Origin of the sequence: Hominisplanchenecus murintestinalis, assembly GCF_943193015.1 — a bacterium.
GTDB classification, from domain to species: Bacteria; Bacillota; Clostridia; order Lachnospirales; family Lachnospiraceae; genus Hominisplanchenecus_A; species Hominisplanchenecus_A murintestinalis.
This window is the reverse complement of record NZ_CALPCM010000002.1, coordinates 36,828-53,905: the sequence shown is the minus strand read 5'-3', so window position 1 is coordinate 53,905 and position 17,078 is coordinate 36,828. Positions and strand designations below refer to the sequence as shown.

14 protein-coding genes are annotated in these 17,078 nt (G+C 47.2%); 13 read left to right on the top strand and 1 reads right to left on the bottom strand.

Features of this window, described 5'->3' with window-relative positions; genetic code table 11:
* Positions 1 to 65 precede the first annotated feature (65 nt).
* From NFR99_RS01405 to NFR99_RS01390, 4 genes are all read left to right on the top strand, one after another.
* A complete protein-coding gene (locus NFR99_RS01405; protein WP_251352342.1) occupies positions 66 to 2,339 on the top strand; it encodes a hypothetical protein in 2,274 nt (757 codons plus the stop codon).
* 16 nt (positions 2,340 to 2,355) lie between these two features.
* A complete protein-coding gene (locus NFR99_RS01400; RefSeq protein ID WP_251352340.1) occupies positions 2,356 to 5,853 on the top strand; it encodes a LamG-like jellyroll fold domain-containing protein in 3,498 nt (1,165 codons plus the stop codon).
* A 363-nt stretch (positions 5,854 to 6,216) separates the two neighbouring features.
* A complete protein-coding gene (locus NFR99_RS01395; RefSeq protein WP_251352338.1) occupies positions 6,217 to 7,548 on the top strand; it encodes a phosphoadenosine phosphosulfate reductase in 1,332 nt (443 codons plus the stop codon).
* Entirely contained in the window at positions 7,538 to 8,056 is a 519-nt protein-coding gene (locus NFR99_RS01390) for an IbrB-like domain-containing protein (RefSeq protein ID WP_120480852.1), read from the top strand. The genes NFR99_RS01395 and NFR99_RS01390 overlap by 11 nt, the downstream gene beginning before the upstream one ends.
* A gap of 23 nt (positions 8,057 to 8,079) precedes the next feature.
* On the opposite strand, the gene NFR99_RS01385 is transcribed toward NFR99_RS01390, so the two are convergent.
* Positions 8,080 to 8,679: a TetR/AcrR family transcriptional regulator gene (locus NFR99_RS01385; protein WP_120480851.1), complete on the bottom strand. Its 600-nt coding sequence runs from the start codon at positions 8,677 to 8,679 to the stop codon at positions 8,080 to 8,082.
* A 466-nt stretch (positions 8,680 to 9,145) separates the two neighbouring features.
* On the opposite strand from NFR99_RS01385, the gene NFR99_RS01380 reads away from it, so the two are divergent.
* The 9 genes from NFR99_RS01380 (at position 9,146) to NFR99_RS01340 (ending at position 17,069) form a co-directional block, all read left to right on the top strand.
* On the top strand, positions 9,146 to 9,421 hold the full coding sequence (locus tag NFR99_RS01380) for a hypothetical protein (protein WP_120480850.1): 276 nt from the start codon (positions 9,146 to 9,148) through the stop codon (positions 9,419 to 9,421).
* A 176-nt stretch (positions 9,422 to 9,597) separates the two neighbouring features.
* A complete protein-coding gene (locus NFR99_RS01375) occupies positions 9,598 to 11,286 on the top strand; it encodes a glycosyl hydrolase family 18 protein (protein ID WP_120480849.1) in 1,689 nt (562 codons plus the stop codon).
* A 173-nt stretch (positions 11,287 to 11,459) separates the two neighbouring features.
* Positions 11,460 to 12,161 (top strand): N-acetylmuramoyl-L-alanine amidase, encoded by a 702-nt coding sequence (locus NFR99_RS01370; RefSeq protein ID WP_120480848.1) that lies wholly within the window; start codon positions 11,460 to 11,462, stop codon positions 12,159 to 12,161.
* A gap of 140 nt (positions 12,162 to 12,301) precedes the next feature.
* Positions 12,302 to 13,720, top strand: coding sequence for a glycoside hydrolase family 3 protein (locus tag NFR99_RS01365; RefSeq protein WP_168354739.1), 1,419 nt, complete (start codon positions 12,302 to 12,304; stop codon positions 13,718 to 13,720).
* A 58-nt stretch (positions 13,721 to 13,778) separates the two neighbouring features.
* A complete protein-coding gene (locus tag NFR99_RS01360; RefSeq protein ID WP_120480846.1) occupies positions 13,779 to 14,825 on the top strand; it encodes an L-threonylcarbamoyladenylate synthase in 1,047 nt (348 codons plus the stop codon).
* A 13-nt stretch (positions 14,826 to 14,838) separates the two neighbouring features.
* Positions 14,839 to 15,303: an arsenate reductase/protein-tyrosine-phosphatase family protein gene (locus tag NFR99_RS01355; RefSeq protein ID WP_120480845.1), complete on the top strand. Its 465-nt coding sequence runs from the start codon at positions 14,839 to 14,841 to the stop codon at positions 15,301 to 15,303.
* 26 nt (positions 15,304 to 15,329) lie between these two features.
* Entirely contained in the window at positions 15,330 to 15,959 is a 630-nt protein-coding gene (gene upp, locus NFR99_RS01350) for a uracil phosphoribosyltransferase (RefSeq protein WP_120480844.1), read from the top strand.
* 16 nt (positions 15,960 to 15,975) lie between these two features.
* Positions 15,976 to 16,461, top strand: a complete 486-nt coding sequence (locus NFR99_RS01345; RefSeq protein WP_120480843.1) for a deoxycytidylate deaminase — start codon at positions 15,976 to 15,978, stop codon at positions 16,459 to 16,461.
* A 161-nt stretch (positions 16,462 to 16,622) separates the two neighbouring features.
* The gene (locus NFR99_RS01340) at positions 16,623 to 17,069 is read left to right on the top strand and encodes an RrF2 family transcriptional regulator (RefSeq protein ID WP_251352336.1); all 447 of its coding nucleotides are present in this window, start codon (positions 16,623 to 16,625) and stop codon (positions 17,067 to 17,069) included.
* Positions 17,070 to 17,078: the final 9 nt, after the last annotated feature.

Sequence of the window (17,078 nt, the reverse complement as noted above, 5' to 3'; positions counted from 1 at the left end):
TTGACATCCGTATAGAGGTGTGATAAACTTGATTTAATTATAGGCAAATTGTCGAGGTGAATATTTTGGATAAATATGAATACAGCTTGAAGCTGGAGGAAATCAACAGACTGGTTGAAAATGACAACTATGAAGATGCGGCAAAGATTGCAGATACGGTTGACTGGAAGCGGGTTCGGAATGCAAGGACACTCTGTATGGTCAGCGAAATATACGAAGCAAATGACAGGCTGGAGGACAGCAGGGATGTTCTGATGCGGGCTTATCGGCGAGCTCAGGGGGGACGTATGATTGTTTACCGCCTGGCAGAAGTAGCGATTCAGATGAGGGAGTTTGACGAGGCTATTGAATATTACAGCGAGTTTGCAGATATTGCGCCGAATGATTATTCACGCTATGTGCTGAAGTATAAGATTTATAAAGGACGGGGTTCCAGGCTTGAGGAGCAGATTGCGATCCTGGAGGAATACAAGGAGAAGGAGTATACAGAAAAGTGGGCATATGAGCTGGCGCTTCTCTATTATAAAGCAGGTGAAGAACAGAAATGCGTGGAAGAGTGTGATGATTTGGTGCTCTGGTTCCGGCAGGGGGACTATGTCATTAAAGCTCTGGAGCTTAAGAGCAGGCTGACACCTTTGACGGCAGAGCAGCGTGCAATCTATGAGCATAGGGACGAGCTGACGCCGAATAAAGCAGAGCTGGTAGAGGCGGCTGTGCCGACGCTGGAGAAGGTTATTACGGAAAAAATGCCTACATCGGAAGAGGAAGCGATTACGGACAATATTATTTCAGAAACGGAAAAAGAACTGGCGCAGGCAGTATCTCAGCATGCGGCAGAAGCGCAGGCAGAAAAGGAAGACCAGGATAATAGCTGGCGGTACCATACCGGACCGGAAAGGACAGAGGAAGAGCACAAAGAGGCGGAGATTGAACAGGAAAAGAGCGCGGAGGAAGTTTCTGCTGAGGGTGAGAACAGCCCAAAAGAGATTCCGGGAGAGAATTCTGATAAGCAGGAGCCCAGTGTGGAGGATTTGCAGCGGGAGATTGCAAACAGCATGAGGGAGCTTGTGTCTGATATAACGAGGAAAGAAAGCGACGAGGGAATCATTGAGCCGATGAATGACAAGCCTGTCCACAGCGGAACCGCACAGACAGAGGAACGGACAGAGCCCCCAAAGGAAAATATTGACGACGTGCTGATGGCAATGGCAGTGGGAACAGAGGAACAGGCAATGGCAGAAGAGGAGAGTGAACCGGCGCAGGAGGAATCAGAAGCGGAAACAAAGGAATCGGAGGAAGAAAAAGTTCCGGAGGTTCCGGGGACGGATACAGAGGCACAAAAAGGGGCGGAACAGCCGAAGGCAGAAACGGAAGAAGAAGGAATATCTGCTGAAATCCGGGAAACCGGAGAAGTTTCACAGGTACCGGAAACTGACACACAGAAACCGGCAGGTGATACGATAGATTTATCTGCCGCGCTGGAGCGCGCAGCAGGCGTAGAAAATATGCGTCCCAATACGGCAGAACCAAATGCAGCAAAAGAGGAAGCAAAGAAAGAATCCGTTTCAAATGCCATTCCCCAGCTTACTTTAGAGGAGCAGTATATTTTTTCCTATTTTTCATCTATCCAGGGACTGCGGGAGCAGATCGCGGCAGCTCTCCAGGATGCGAAGCAGAAAGTGAAGCTGGATAGGACATCCAGGAGCGGGAATGTTGTGATTACGGGGCTTCCGGGAAGTGGGAGAACTACACTGGCTATCCGCATTGCAAAGGCATTGAGCAAATATAAAGGGGAAAACTCTGCAAGGGTGGCAAAAATTTATGCGGAGGATTTTAATAAGAAAGATATTCCCAGCACGGTGGCAAAGATTGCAGGAGGAACTCTGATCATCGAAGAAGCCGGGGATTTGTCTGACAGCGTTGCAAAGCAGCTTGCTAAGGCAATGGAATTCCGTACGGATGGACTGGTAATTATTCTTGAAGATGAGAAACATCTTCTGAAAGCATTATTTGACAGGCATCCGGAGCTGGCAGAGAAGTTTACCTCTGAGGTAACGGTGCCGATTTTCACCAACGATGAGCTGGTGGCTTTCGGGAAAACGTATGCATTCGACGAGGATTATAAGATAGACGATATGGCTACAATGGTCTTGTATAACCGCATTGGGGAGAAACAGACGTCTGAACATCCGGTGACGGTACTGGACGTGAAAGATATCGTAGATGACGCTATCAGGAATTCAGAGAAACTTGGATTGCGCAAATTGGGGATGATTCTGAGCAAGAAGCGATATGACAGTGAAGACCGGATTATCCTTTATGAGAAAGATTTTAAATAAAAGAAGGAGGGAAATGATGAAGAGAAGAATATTTGCCGTGCTGCTAGCGGCATGCGTCATGGCAGGAAGCGTATTGCCGGCTGCAGGAACACTGCAGGCGAGAGCTGAGGGAGAGACAACGGACGTCACGCAGGGACTGACAGGCAGATGGAGCTTTGACGGAACAGACAGGCTGGCAAATGAAGTGAGCGGAAGCGCTTTGGCTATGACAAAAGCGGGGAACGGCGTAGAACTGAAAAATGGAGAAGGGGTTTCGGGCGGCTGCGCATATTTTAGCAAGCAGGCGGATTCTTACCTAAAAGTGGGGAGTGTGATGAATGCGGCACAGGATGATTTTACAATTGCCGCCTGGGTAAAGTATGACAGCGATGCGTTCGCCAGTGGTTCAAACGTTAACCTGTTCCAGCAGACATCAGACATTTCACAGGGAGCCGGAGCCAGCGGAAGGACGATTCTGCTGCTGAATGGAAGTAAACAGTATAGCACATTCCTTTCAGGGAAGGATGGATGGGGAAATACGGATGCAGTGGAACTTGGCAGATGGATGCATGTAGCAGTGACTTCCGACCATACATCAAAAACCATGACAGTGTATGTGAATGGCGTTCAGGCAAAGACAAATACACTTCCGGAAGACAATGCGAACAGAGTATATGACGGCATGACAGATCTTCTGGTGGGCGCACATAAGAATCCGCAGGCGGCATCAGCAATGAAAGGATTTGTGGATGAACTGTGCATTTACGACAGAGTTGTGGAAGCGGATGTCGTAGCGGCGCTTTATGAAGAGCATGCAGTGGTGAGGGAGCTGGAGGAGCTTCAGAAAGCCATACAGCGTGCAGAGACGGTTTCCGGCGGTTCAGAGACAGCGGCGTCAGCTCTGGCTCAAAAGCTGGAAGCGGCGAGAGAGATGCTGGCAGCGGCATCAGCCGGTGTTCAGGAGGTTCAGGATATGATTGGCGAGCTGGAAGCCGCAGTCAGGGACTGCCAGTTGTCAGCAGTCATCCATATTCAAGTAAATCCGGCAGAGGAAAAGCGGGAAATAGCGGATGCGATGTTCGGCGTGAACCATCGTTTTGCTAACAATGCATACCATACCTGGGATGTGGAAAATTGGAAAATATGTGATTCATTTAATGAATATGTAAAAGAGGCGGGATTCGGCTCTATCCGTTATCCGGGCGGTACGGTGGCAAACCTTTATGATTGGAAAAAAGCGATTGGAGACCCGGAGGAAAGAGTTGCCACAATTCATGGAAGTACTTATGCGCCTGTTCAGGCGAACTTTGGCGTAGATGAAGCTATGGGATGGATTTATGATGATTTGGGTTCAGAAGCCATCTGGGTCTACGGCATGGGACAGGGAAATGTGAAAGATGCCCTGGAGCTTTTTGAATATCTGAATGCTGAGGTGGGTGAAGACCCGGATGGCGACGGAGTAGACTGGGCGGCAGTGCGCGCCGCGAACGGGCATCCGGAGCCCTATGGCGTTACGCGTTTTGAAATCGGAAATGAAATCGGAAAATGGGGACAGAATTACTGGCTGACCGGAAAAACAGGAGGCAGCTATGCACAGATGGCGGACGCTTATGTAAACGGCGGAGAAGTAAGCTTTACAAATCAGCCGGCAGTAAAGCTGGACGACTGGCGGGACGGGGCGAAGAACGGAGACGGCACTCCGAACCAAAAGCGTTATGCGCGTTATCATCCGGTAATAGAAGGAAGCGCTTCGGTTACGGTAGGCGGGGCGTCATGGGCGATTGTAGACACCCTGGAGGGGCAGGGACAGGCAAACGTCTGTACTTTCGATTACGAGACAGGAGAAATTGCCTTTGGCGACGGGACGGACGGAAATATCCCGGCAAGCAATCAGGCAGTCAACGTTACTTATAGAAGCAAACAGGACGGATTTAATGATTATTACGATGCTCTGAAGGAACTGGCAGAGAAAATGGGTATGGAAATCGGGGTCTATTCGTGTATGGAAGAAACGGCAGCGGTGAACCTCCATAATGAGACAGGGAAATACGATGGTATTGTTATTCATCCTTACAGTGAAACGAACAGCAATAACGGAGGCTATCTGAAAGTGGAGGATGACGATCCGGAATTTTATGAAAAGATGCTGGGGCGCTCTCTCCAGTATAACATAACTCGTGTGCAAGCTTTGTCAGATAAGCTGTTGCCGGGGAAAATTCCGGTACTTTCCGAATTTGGCGTATATTCTCATAACAATCAGTATTCACGTTCCTTAGGACATGGGATTTATATTGCGAATGAGATGATTGATTATATAGAAATGGGGACGCCGTATATAAACAAGCATTGTCTGGTGGACGAGCCATATGGTGCGGATGCGGTGGGAAATGGTTCCCAGGCTGTGATCCAGGTGCTTAGGCCAAACGTGACGGAAATTGACAATAATAACCAGAGAGTTAGTGAGCTTTCCTTTGTGCCTACGCCGTCGGCAAAGGTATTTTCCGTGTTTAACAATATGACTGGAGATATGCAGATTGGTCTGGATATTCCGGATAACGCAGGATACTATACGTTTACAAACACCAATAGCCAGAAAGGGCAGGTCGGTGATTTTGAAGTCCAGGCAGTAAAAGCGCTGGCTTCCAAAGACAGGGATGGCAGTCTTTATATTACGGTTGTCAATAACCGGAAAGATGATGAGACGGCTGTGGATATAGCAGTGGATGGAAAGAGCCTTAAGGGGGCAGAGATTGAAAAGTGGTGCCTGACTTCTGAGGACGCATATGATGTAAACACTACAGCAAATCCGGATTATGTAGACGTAGAAAAGACAAAATTTACCAATACAGAGGAGAATCTTTCCAGTCTCCTTGCACCGCATTCTGTTACAGCTTTCAGGATTCCACCGGAAATCGTAATAAAAGCGGCGTCTTCCGAAGGGGGAAAAGCAGCAGTCAGCCATACGTCTGTCTGGACGGGGACAGAGGTAACCTTTACGGCAGAGGCAGAAGAAGGATATGATTTCAAGGGGTGGTATCGGGGAGAAGAACTGGTATCCGTAGAGCTTGCTTATAAATGCATAGTGACAGAAGCAGTTGAACTTCAGGCGCGCTTTGTAAAGAAATCCGCCACTGTACCTCCAGAGAATCCGGGAACAAATCCGGGAAAACCGGAGCAGCCGGAAAGACCGGGACAATCAGAGGTGAAACCGCCTGAAAATGTCAGCCCTCCGGCGAAACCTCCGGTAGTTAAGGCAGCTGCGCCTAAGAGTGTAAAAGCAAAAAAGACGAGCAAAGGCATCAAGCTTACCTGGAAGAAGGTAAAAGGCGCCAGCGGATATGTAATATACCGTTCTTACAAGAAAGCAAAAGGTTATAAGAAAATTGCGACGATTAAGAAAGGAACGAAAAAGCTTTACCTTGACAAGAAAGCAAAGAAGGGAAAAGTTTGTTACTATAAAATAAAGAGTTATGTGAAGCTGGGAAAGAAAACCACGTATAGTCCTTATTCTAAAAGAGTCAGCAGAAAAAGATAAAATTGCGGTCCGCGTAAAGCGGGCCGCTTTTGCAATTTACAGATAAAATAGTGACGTTTTGGCAACAGTTCAGCCCAGGACTTTGCACTTGCTGCAAAGTCCGTGAGAATGCGTAAATTTAGCCCTTTGCGAACAGCAAACTTTAAATGGGCTGGATTCCGTAACAGTGAAGCCGAAGGCTGAACTGTTACACGTTTTGCAACGTTTTGCAACGAAAATGTAGTTTTTTGTTGAATTTCGATTTTTTTTGTGCTAAATTAATATATACATAAATTACCAAATATTGGTAATTTTTTTGTTGCAGCAGATTAAGAGCCATCTTGAGATTGTGATGGCGATGCTTTTTTATACAGGTGAATGCATATGAAGAGAGAATATTTAGAGCAGGATGTATATCAGGCGCTGCAGGAACGTCTGCGTTTTCTTTTCGAGGAATTTGAAAATATTTACCTGTCTTTTTCCGGAGGAAAGGACAGCGGCCTGCTTTTGAATCTTGTGCTGGACTTTCAGAAAAAGTACTATCCGGAAAGGAAGATTGGAGTATTTCATCAGGACTTTGAAGCGCAGTATACAAAGACATCGGAGTACGTAGAGCGTACTTTCGAGAGAATAAAAGATGACGTAGAGCCGTTTTGGGTGTGTCTGCCCATGGCGACGCGGACGGCTCTCAGCAGTTATGAGATGTACTGGTATCCCTGGGATGACAAGAAGAAAGAGATATGGGTCCGGGATATGCCTAAGAAGGAGTATGTTATCAATCTGGAAAATAATCCGATGTCAACATACCGCTACCGGATGCATCAGGAGGATTTGGCGAAACAGTTTGGACGCTGGTATCGGCTGTCTCATGGGAACAAGAAAACGGTGTGCCTCCTGGGGATGCGCGCAGATGAATCTCTGCAGAGATACAGTGGATTTTTAAATAAAAAATATGGATATAAAGGGGAATGCTGGATTAGCAGGCAATTTAAAGATGTGTGGTGCGCGTCGCCGCTCTTTGACTGGAGATCTGAGGACATCTGGCATGCCAATTATGTATTTAATTATGATTATAATCGGCTCTATGACCTTTATCATATGGCCGGGCTGAAAGTCTCTCAGATGCGTGTAGCATCTCCTTTTAATGACTATTCAAAAGATTCCCTGAATTTGTACCGTGTGATTGACCCGGAAATATGGGTAAAGCTCGTAGGACGGGTACGGGGGGCCAACTTTGCCAACATTTATGGGCGGACAAAGGCGATGGGATACCGTAATATTACTCTTCCTGAGGGGCATACCTGGAAGTCTTATACAATGTTTTTGCTGGACACGCTTCCGGTCAGGCTTCGGAATAATTATGCGCGGAAATTTAATTCTTCTATTAATTTCTGGCATAAGACAGGAGGCGGATTGGATGAAGAGTGCATTCAGGAACTGGAGGAACATGGTTATAAAATACGGCGTAATGGTGTGTCAAACTATACGCTAAATAAAAAGTCACGCGTTGTATTCCTTGAGAAAATTCCTGATGACACGGACGACATTAAGTCGACGAAGGATATTCCCAGTTGGAAAAGAATGTGTTACTGCATTTTAAAAAATGATCATATTTGCCGTTTTATGGGATTTGGAGTGACCAGGGAACAGCAGAGGCGTATAGATTTAATCCGATGTAAGTACAGAAGTATAGAGAGGATGGATTATGGAGCGTAAGAGTCCTGTTTATCATGTGATTCCGGTTCCGGTGCATAAGATAAAGCCAAATGACTATAACCCAAACAGCGTGGCGCCGCCGGAGATGAGGCTGCTTTATGAGAGTATTAAGGCGGACGGGTATACGATGCCGATTGTGTGTTATTACAATAAAGAAAACGATACCTATATTATAGTAGACGGATTCCACCGCTACCGCATTATGATGGAGCATGAAGATATTTATGAGAGGGAAAACGGGATGCTGCCGGTTTCTGTCATAAACAAATCGATTGACCAGAGAATGGCCAGTACAATCCGGCATAACCGCGCCAGGGGAAGCCATGATGTGGATTTGATGAGTAATATCGTAAAAGAACTGCATGAGCTGGGCCGTTCGGATGCCTGGATATCAAAACATCTGGGCATGGACAAAGATGAAATTCTGCGCCTAAAACAAATTACGGGTCTGGCTGCGCTGTTTAAAGATATAAAGTTTGGAAAAGCCTGGCGGCCTGTTGATGAGTGAGCCGCACAAGCTTCAAACACGCTCTAGGCAAGGTGCTTTCTGACAATTTCACGGACTGTGGCAAAGATATAAGGCTTGATTTCGGAAAGCGGAACAGGCTGGCGGTAAAGGATGGGATTGTAAATACTTCCGCTGATTAGCTCCGCAATCATATATATCATGATTTCCGGCTGTTTTAGCGCCTGGCCGGATTCCGTGATAATCTGTGTATAAATTTCATATACGTTTTTCTCGGAAGACGGGTCAGGTTTTGCTATGGCAGTTTTGAAAATCCCCCAGCTTAAATGTTTGGAAATTAATATAAGGAGGGAGGGAGCAGCTTCCAGGCAGTCAATGATGTGGCTGCAAAGAAAGATAACCTGATCTTCGAAACTTTCCGGCTTTTCCTGACGCATGGACAGGTAGGCTGCCTGAAAGAGCTGATTTGCCTTGTGGGAAATCAGCTTGTTTCGTAAATCATATTTGTCGGTAAAATAAAGGTAAAAAGTTCCTTTGGCTACTCCGGCATGTTCTACAATATCCGAAATAGATGTCTTTTGGATACCCTTTGAGACAAAGAGCTCAAAAGCGGTATTTAAAAGAGCATCTCTCTTTTTTTGTTTATTTATCTCCAGTTTGCTCATGACAGCGCTCCCTTCTTTTCACCATTATCAAATAAAAATAACCGGAAGTCAATCAAAAGTTTGCATATTCCGGCGTGCCGCAGCGCAATCAGATTGCGGAGCTTATAGGAATTAGTCGGATGAAAAGAAGTAAAAAGGGCTTGCATTTTATTATCTTATTATATATAATAAACAATAAGAGAAAACGAAACGAGTTAAATAACCGGCAACTAAAAGTTCAAGCGAGTTCTTCGCGATACATTCTATGAGTTTCAAGCAATCATTCATTGCACCTAACCCTGAATTTACACGACGCATTTTTTTCGTTTTCTCTGATAAGGCGGGCAGAGAGACCGGAGATATCCTGGTATTTGGCTGCCGGCCGGCCATACAATCATATAAAAAGCCGGACCGAAGGTAATATATCACATTTGCAGCCAGTTTACACAACAGGCTGGCGGCCTGCCAATGATTCTGTGCAGGGATTTTGGCATACAAAGAAATATCGGAAAGGCGCAGGAAGGGATGTGACAATGGAATAAAAGATAAGAACAAGGTCAAAGCACAGCAGTTGTGTAAGGAGTTGCAGCAGTATAAGAAAGAAGGTATCCGGCTTTTGCTGAATGGGTCTCCCAGCAGCCCGGAGGAGATCGCCCGGACATGTACAATCAGAGAAGACAGATGCTATATGAGGGATTATATCAGCAACGACTCCAATGAAATATGGGGAATCGGGTTTGATTTTGTAAAAGACATAAAATAAGAGTTTCCGGAAGGCAGTCCCCTTTACAGTCACCCAGGAACAAAAGAACATCTGTTTTATCTCATATGGAAATGTGAAGTAAGAACAGAAAAAATGTCGAAATAAGTCATTATCCGGCGGAAAGTGTGTTATAATTAAATTGCTGCGATACAAAAAAGGGTTTGGAGGTACAATGGATGAAAAAAAAGGCAGTGCCGATACTTGCGGCAGTCGTACTGATTGTGATTGTCGCGGCAATTGGCATCATAAGCAAGATTGTGGAACGATATACGCCCTCGGATGAAGTCATGCCTTCAGCAGAATATTTTGGCGTGCAGGAGGGGAGTGGTCTGGCTTTGATCATTCAGGATGAGCTGGTTCACTATAAGGGGATTCTGGATAATGGAACGCCCTACCTGGATTATCAGGCAGTTAAGGAATATTTGAATGACAGATTCTACTGGGATTCCAGTGCAAATTTGATGGTCTATACTACGCCTACGGATATTATCAATATTCCGGCAGGCGGGAGCAGCTACACATTGTCCGGGACGACGCAGGATGCGGGATATCCTATTGTAAAAGTGAATGGGAACCAGGCATATATTGCAGCTGCATTTGTTCAGCAGTATACCAATATAGAGTTTTCCAGGAAGGAGAATCCGGAGAGGCTGATTATTACGAACCAATGGGGCGAGAGGGAATACGCTGATTTGAAAAAAGATGAGGCAGTCAGATATCAGGGCGGGATTAAGAGCCCGATTCTTACGAATGGAATAAAGGGCATGAAGCTGGCAGTGCTGGAGAAACTGGATGACTGGACGAAAGTGATGACTGAGGATGGGTACATAGGCTATGTGCGTAACAGTAAGCTGGGTGAAAGCTATCAGGAAACAGCGAGCAGGGAATTTGAGGAGCCTGTATACACCAGCATCCGGCGGAATCATAAGATTAACCTGGTATGGCATCAGATAACAAGCATGGAGTCAAATGACAGCCTGCTGAATGATATTGCCGGGATGAAAGGCGTAAATGTAATTTCACCTACCTGGTTTTCGATTATCAGCAATGATGGAGAGATTTCGTCCCTGGTGAGTGAGACTTATGTAACAAACGCACATGCACAGGGATTAGAAGTATGGGCTTTGGTGGATAATTTTAATGAGGCTATTGATACAAAGACCGTGCTGGCATCAAGCGCGTCCAGGGAAAAGCTGGCCAACCAGCTTGTAGCTGCCGCAGTACAGTATAGCCTGGATGGGATTAATATTGATTTTGAGGCAATCCCGGAAGAAGCGGCAGATGGGTATATCCAGTTTATCCGTGAGATTTCCGTGAAATGCCGTAAAAATGGAATTGTGCTGTCTATAGATAATCCTGTGCCGATGCCTTATACGATGCATTATAACAGGAAAGAGCAGGGCATCGTGGCAGATTATGTAATTATCATGGGATATGATGAGCATTATGCAGGTTCGGAGAAAGCCGGGACAGTAGCATCTCTGTCTTTTGAAAGAAATGGAATTCAGGAAACGCTGAAAGAGGTTCCGGCAGAGAAGATTATCAGCGGAGTTCCTTTTTATACAAGACTGTGGAATACAGATGCCCAGGGCGGTGTGACGAGTGAAGCGTTTGGAATGGATACGGCGGAGCAGTGGCTTTCGGATAATGGCGTCACTGCCAACTGGAGCCAGGAGACTTCCCAGGACTATGCGGAACTGGAGGCTTCCGACGGAAGTAAATACCAGATATGGCTGGAGAATGAGAAGTCGCTGGAGGAGAAGGCGAAACTGGTAAAGGAATACAATCTTGGAGGAATAGCTGCCTGGAAGCTGGGATTTGAGCGGTCGTCCATTTGGGATGTCCTCTACAAATATGTAAGCTAATGTGCAAAACTTCTTTCATGGACAGCCGCAGTGTGCAGAAGGCATACTGTGGCTGTCCTGTTGCAGAAGATGTTTTAAAAGCATGTATGAAATATCCTTTATATCCATAATTTTAACATCTGAAATAACGGAAAACCGCATATACTAAGGTAACAGCTTTTGGGAGAAACGATATGCGGGAAAAGAAGATGGAGACAGTTATGGGAATCATGCTGCTGGCGGCGGCTCTGCTGCTTGCCACTGGAGGAGTGAAGCAGGCGGCGTCGCAGCGCGCGCAGGATGCAGGCCGGACGGTGGTTGTGGATCCCGGTCACGGAGGAGATGACCCTGGGAAAGTGGGCGTCAATGGAGAGCGGGAAAAGGATGTAAACCTGGCGGTTGCGAAGAAGCTTAAGGAGCTGCTGGAGAGCAAAGGATTTGCCGTAGTGATGACAAGGGAGGATGAAAACGGACTTTACGCCGCAGATGCAGTGAACAAGAAACAGGACGATATGCGGAAACGGTGCGACATTATAGATGGGGCAAACGCGGCGCTTACGGTAAGCATTCATCAGAATAGTTACCATCAGGAGTCTGTAAAAGGACCGCAGGTATTTTATTATAAAAATTCCGCGGAGGCGGAGGCGCTGGCGGGGTACATACAGGAATCGCTGAATACCGGACTTTCGGTGGAACGCCCCAGGGAAATGAAAGCAAATGATACGTATTATCTGCTCAAAAGGACAAAAATTCCCACTGTTATCGTAGAGTGTGGTTTTCTTTCAAATCATGAAGAAGCAGGAAAGCTGGTGACAGAGGAGTATCAGCAAAAGGTAGCGGAGGCTGTGTGTGAAGGAATTCAGGGGTACCTGAAAGGGGGCGCGGCCGGGATGTAAGGAGTTTTCCGGCAAACGCGGAGGTGCCTGTTATAGAAAGCGCCGTAAGGTGATACTTGCGGATGATTTGGAAGGGGTATAATATAGAATCAGGCGCGGCATAGCGTGCAAGATACCATTTGGAAATGAGGAAGTACGGGATGAGAGGAAGAAAGACGGTCAGAAAAAAAAGAGGAACAGATATTTATACGCGGAGGCGCAGGGAAAAGATATTCAGGAAAGCTGCGGTAAAAGTATGCATTGGCCTTCTGGCAGTGCTGGCGGTGGTGATTACCGTAGCAGCGGTTATGTGGCTGCGCGGGGCAGGAAAAAAAGAGGAACCGCAGACAGAAAGTAAAAGCGGGACAGAAACTGTGAAAGAGACAGAGACAGAACCCCAAAAGGAATCCCAGACGGAGACAAAGGCGGAAACTGAAAGAGAGAAGGAAACAAAGAAAGAAACAGAGACAGAAACAGAGACAGAAACGGAATCTGAAAGTGAAGATGGCGCCGAAAAGGAAATACAGGCTTTGATAGACTGGATGCCGCTGGAAGATAAAGTGGCGCAGCTTTTTATGGTAACGCCGGAAGCGCTTACCGGATATGACCAGGTTACCAGGGCCGGAACTGCCACACGTCAGGCGTATGAAAAAATGCCGGTGGGCGGGATCGTGCTGATGGAGCAGAACCTGTCGGAACCGGAGGAATTGAAAACGATGGTATCCAACCTTCACAGCTACAGCAGAGAACGGACAGGGCTTCCTCTATTAATCGGAATCGACGAAGAGGGAGGCACAGTGGCGCGGATTGGGAACCATGAGGACTTTGACGTGCCGGATGTGGAAGATATGGCAGATGTAGGAAAAGGAAAAGACGTGTCAAAGGCTTATGAGGCGGGGTCGGTTCTGGGAGAATATCTGAGCGATTTCGGGATTGACGTGGACTTTGCCCCGGTAGCGGATGTGTGGTGGAACAGTGACAATACGGTAGTGGAGAAGAGGTCATTCGGAAGCGATCCGGAGCTGGTAGCCCAGATGACGGCGGAAGCGGTAAAGGGACTGCAGGAGCACGGCGTAAGCGCGACGCTAAAGCATTTTCCGGGACATGGCGGGACTTCGAAAGACAGCCATGATGAGATTGCCAGCGTTTCAGAAACGATACAGGAAATGGACAAAAAAGATTTGGTGCCGTTTAAGGCGGGAATAGAAGCAGGGGCAGATCAGGTGATGATTGGGCATATCTGTACGCCGAAGGCGTCGGACGAAGATATTCCGGCAACATTTTCTTACTTCTGGGTGACGGAGGTGCTGCGGGCATATCTGGGGTTTGAAGGCGTGGCAATCACAGACGCCCTGAATATGGGAGCAATTACCCAGAAGTATACTTCAGCGGAGGCCAGCATTAAAGCGCTGGAGGCAGGAGCGGACATGCTGCTGATGCCGGAAAACTTTGAGGAAGCGTATCAGGGAGTGCTGGAAGCAGTGAAAGACGGGACGCTGAAAGAAGCCCGGGTGGATGAATCCCTGGCACGGATTTTCCGTTTGAAATATAAAAAAATCCCTCAAAGATTGCCCTTTTAGCCGTAAGGTGGTATACTTGTAAACAAATCACAGGGTGATTAAAGAAGAGGCGTATGTTATGAATACAATCATTGAAAACATGACAGCCGGAATCTGTCCGGAAGGGATTGCCCGGGCTGGGGAGATACTTAAAAGCGGCGGTTTGGTGGCATTTCCGACAGAGACGGTGTATGGACTGGGGGCCAACGCGCTGGACGAGGCAGCAGCGGCGCAAATCTATGCGGCAAAAGGGAGACCGTCGGATAATCCGCTGATTGTGCACATTGCGGATATAGAAGCGCTGGAAGGGATTGTGGAGAAGGTGCCGGAAGATGCCCGGAGGCTGGCAGAAGCCTTTTGGCCAGGGCCTCTTACGATGATTTTCCGCAAAAATCCGAGAGTCCCATACGGCACGACGGGCGGTCTGGATACGGTGGCAGTGCGGATGCCGGCGCATGAAATAGCCAGAGAGCTGATACGGCAGGGAGGAGGCTATATTGCCGCACCCAGTGCAAATACTTCCGGAAGGCCGAGTCCTACAACAGCTGCGCATGTAGCGGAGGACTTGAGGGGAAGGATTGATATGATTATTGACGGCGGGAGCGTGGAGATTGGTTTGGAGTCTACGATTGTGGATCTGAGTGGGGAAACTCCGGTGATACTCCGGCCGGGATATATCAATCAGGATATGCTTGACAGAGTTATCGGCCCGGTGGAGATGGATCGGGGACTGATTGCTGAAAACAGCGGCATCCGGCCGAAAGCGCCGGGGATGAAATACAGGCACTACGCACCGAAGGCGCAGCTGGTGATAATTGAGGGGAAATCTGCTGCGGTAGTGGATAAGATTAATAAACTGATTGCACAAGGGGAAGAAAAAGGGGAGGAAATCGGAGTCATAAGCACAGACGAGACAGCGGCATGTTACCGTGGCGGGATTGTGAAATCCATCGGAAGCGTCCGCGATGAGCTGACAATTTCAAAACATTTGTATGGGATTCTCAGAGAGTTTGACGGTCTGGCAGTGACGAAGATATACTCAGAGTCATTTGATACCCCGAAGATGGGACAAGCTATCATGAATCGTTTGATGAAAGCGGCGGGGCATCAGATATGCAAGGTGTAAGGAGCGTAAAGCTATGAAACAGTATGATAAGCTGATTTTTGTGAGCAATGGCGACACTTGCCGGGGCCCCATGGCAAAGTTTATTATGAAAGGAAAGTTTTTACTGGAAGATTTGGAGATTGAGTCCCGCGGAAGAGTGGTGCTTTTTCCGGAACCCGTAAACCAGAAAGCAGAAGCGGTGATGATGAGTCATGGGATTACCATGAAGACGCATGAGGCGACGCAGCTTGACGATGCGGACTTTAAGGAGCGCACACTGATTTTGGTGATGGATCAGATATTGAAACGAAAGGTATGTGAGGAACATTCCCATGTGGAAAATGTATATCTGCTTACGGAATATGTAGGGTGCAAAGAGGATATCATTAATCCGCTGGGCGGAGCGCTGGCAGATTATGGAGAATGTTATGAGACACTGGAAAAGCTGGTTTCCAAACTGGTGGTACTGCTGAATGAGCAGGAATTGATGAATAGTTAATGAAGTTAAGGAACGGAGGAAAAAGAATGTCGAGAGTAACCGTAATGGATCATCCATTGATTCAGCATAAAATAGGAATTATCAGAAGAAAAGAAGTAGGTTCTAAGGATTTTCGGCAGATGATCAGTGAGATTGCCATGCTGATGTGCTACGAAGCGACCAGGAACCTGAAGCTGCAGGATGTAGAGATTGAGACGCCAATCTGTACTACCCGGGTGAAAGAACTGAGGGGGAAGAAGCTGGCGGTTGTACCGATCCTGCGTGCCGGGCTTGGCATGGTGGATGGGATGCTTCAGATGATTCCGGCAGCGAAGGTGGGACATATTGGGCTTTACCGTGACCCTGAGACACTGGAACCTGTAGAGTATTATTGCAAGCTGCCGGCGGATTCTTCGGAGAGGGAAGTATTTGTCGTTGATCCGATGCTGGCTACAGGCGGTTCGGCAGTGGAAGCAATTAGGATGTTAAAAAATAAAGGCGTCAAAAATATCCGTTTTATGTGTATTATCGCAGCGCCTGAAGGTGTGAAACGGATGCAGGAGGCGCACCCTGACGTGGATGTCTATATTGGCGCTCTGGATGAGCATCTAAATGACCACGGTTATATTGTGCCGGGACTGGGAGATGCGGGCGACCGTATTTTCGGGACAAAATAAGAAGGAGAAATAACCGATGAGTGACAAAAGAGAGGGTTATATATCCTGGGATGAGTATTTTATGGGGGTAGCTATGCTGTCTGCTATGCGTTCGAAAGATCCCAGCACTCAGGTGGGGGCGTGTATCGTGGGGGCGGATAATAAGATACTTTCCGTGGGATACAATGGGTTTCCTATCGGATGTTCTGACGAGGAGTTTCCGTGGAGTAAGATAGGAGAAGATATTGACAATAAATATTTTTATACAACCCACAGCGAACTGAACGCAATCCTGAATTATCGGGGAGGGAGCCTGGAAGGGGCGAAATTGTACGTTTCCCTGTTTCCGTGTAATGAATGTGCGAAAGCAATTATACAGGCAGGAATCCGAACGGTGGTGTATGATTGCGATAAGTATGCGGACACACCGTCGGTGCGTGCTTCGAAACGTATGCTAAAGGCGGCAGGAGTGGAGTACTATCAGTACCGGAGGACCGGCAGGAAAATTGAGCTGGAGCTTTGAGGATAATGAAATATAGGTGTAGAGTCCTGGCAGGGCTTTACGCCTTATTTTGTATGCAGGAATAAAAATTTAAGAAAAAATTGTATTCGTTTTTATCTTTTGCTATACTGTAATTATGATGAAGTGCCGCGCGAAAGGAAGGAGGAAAAGGAGGGATTTATTTGGATTTTTCAAAGAAATGCAGATACGGCCTGCGGGCATTGATTGATTTGGCGGTAAATTCAAAAGAGGAACGGGTGCCGCTGAATCTGATTGCTGAGCGGAACCATATTTCACTTCAGTATCTGGAGCAGGTATTTGCCGCGCTGCGGAAGAAAGGGCTGGTGAAAAGCGTCAAAGGTTCCCAGGGAGGATATTTCCTGGCGAAAAAGCCGGAGGATATCCTGGCGGCGGAAATCCTGGAGGCATTGGATGGGAGTTATCTGATTGAAGATGAGGAAATGGAAAGCGAAGCGGGATTTGGGGGAATTCCTGCAGTTATCCAGACGATGCTGATTGATAAAGTGAATAAAGAGCTGGACAGGCTGTTCAGAGGAATAAGCCTTGCGGATATGGCGGAAACATATCTTGCTTATAAAGAGGATGCGAAAGATATGTATTACATTTAGAGGCTGTGG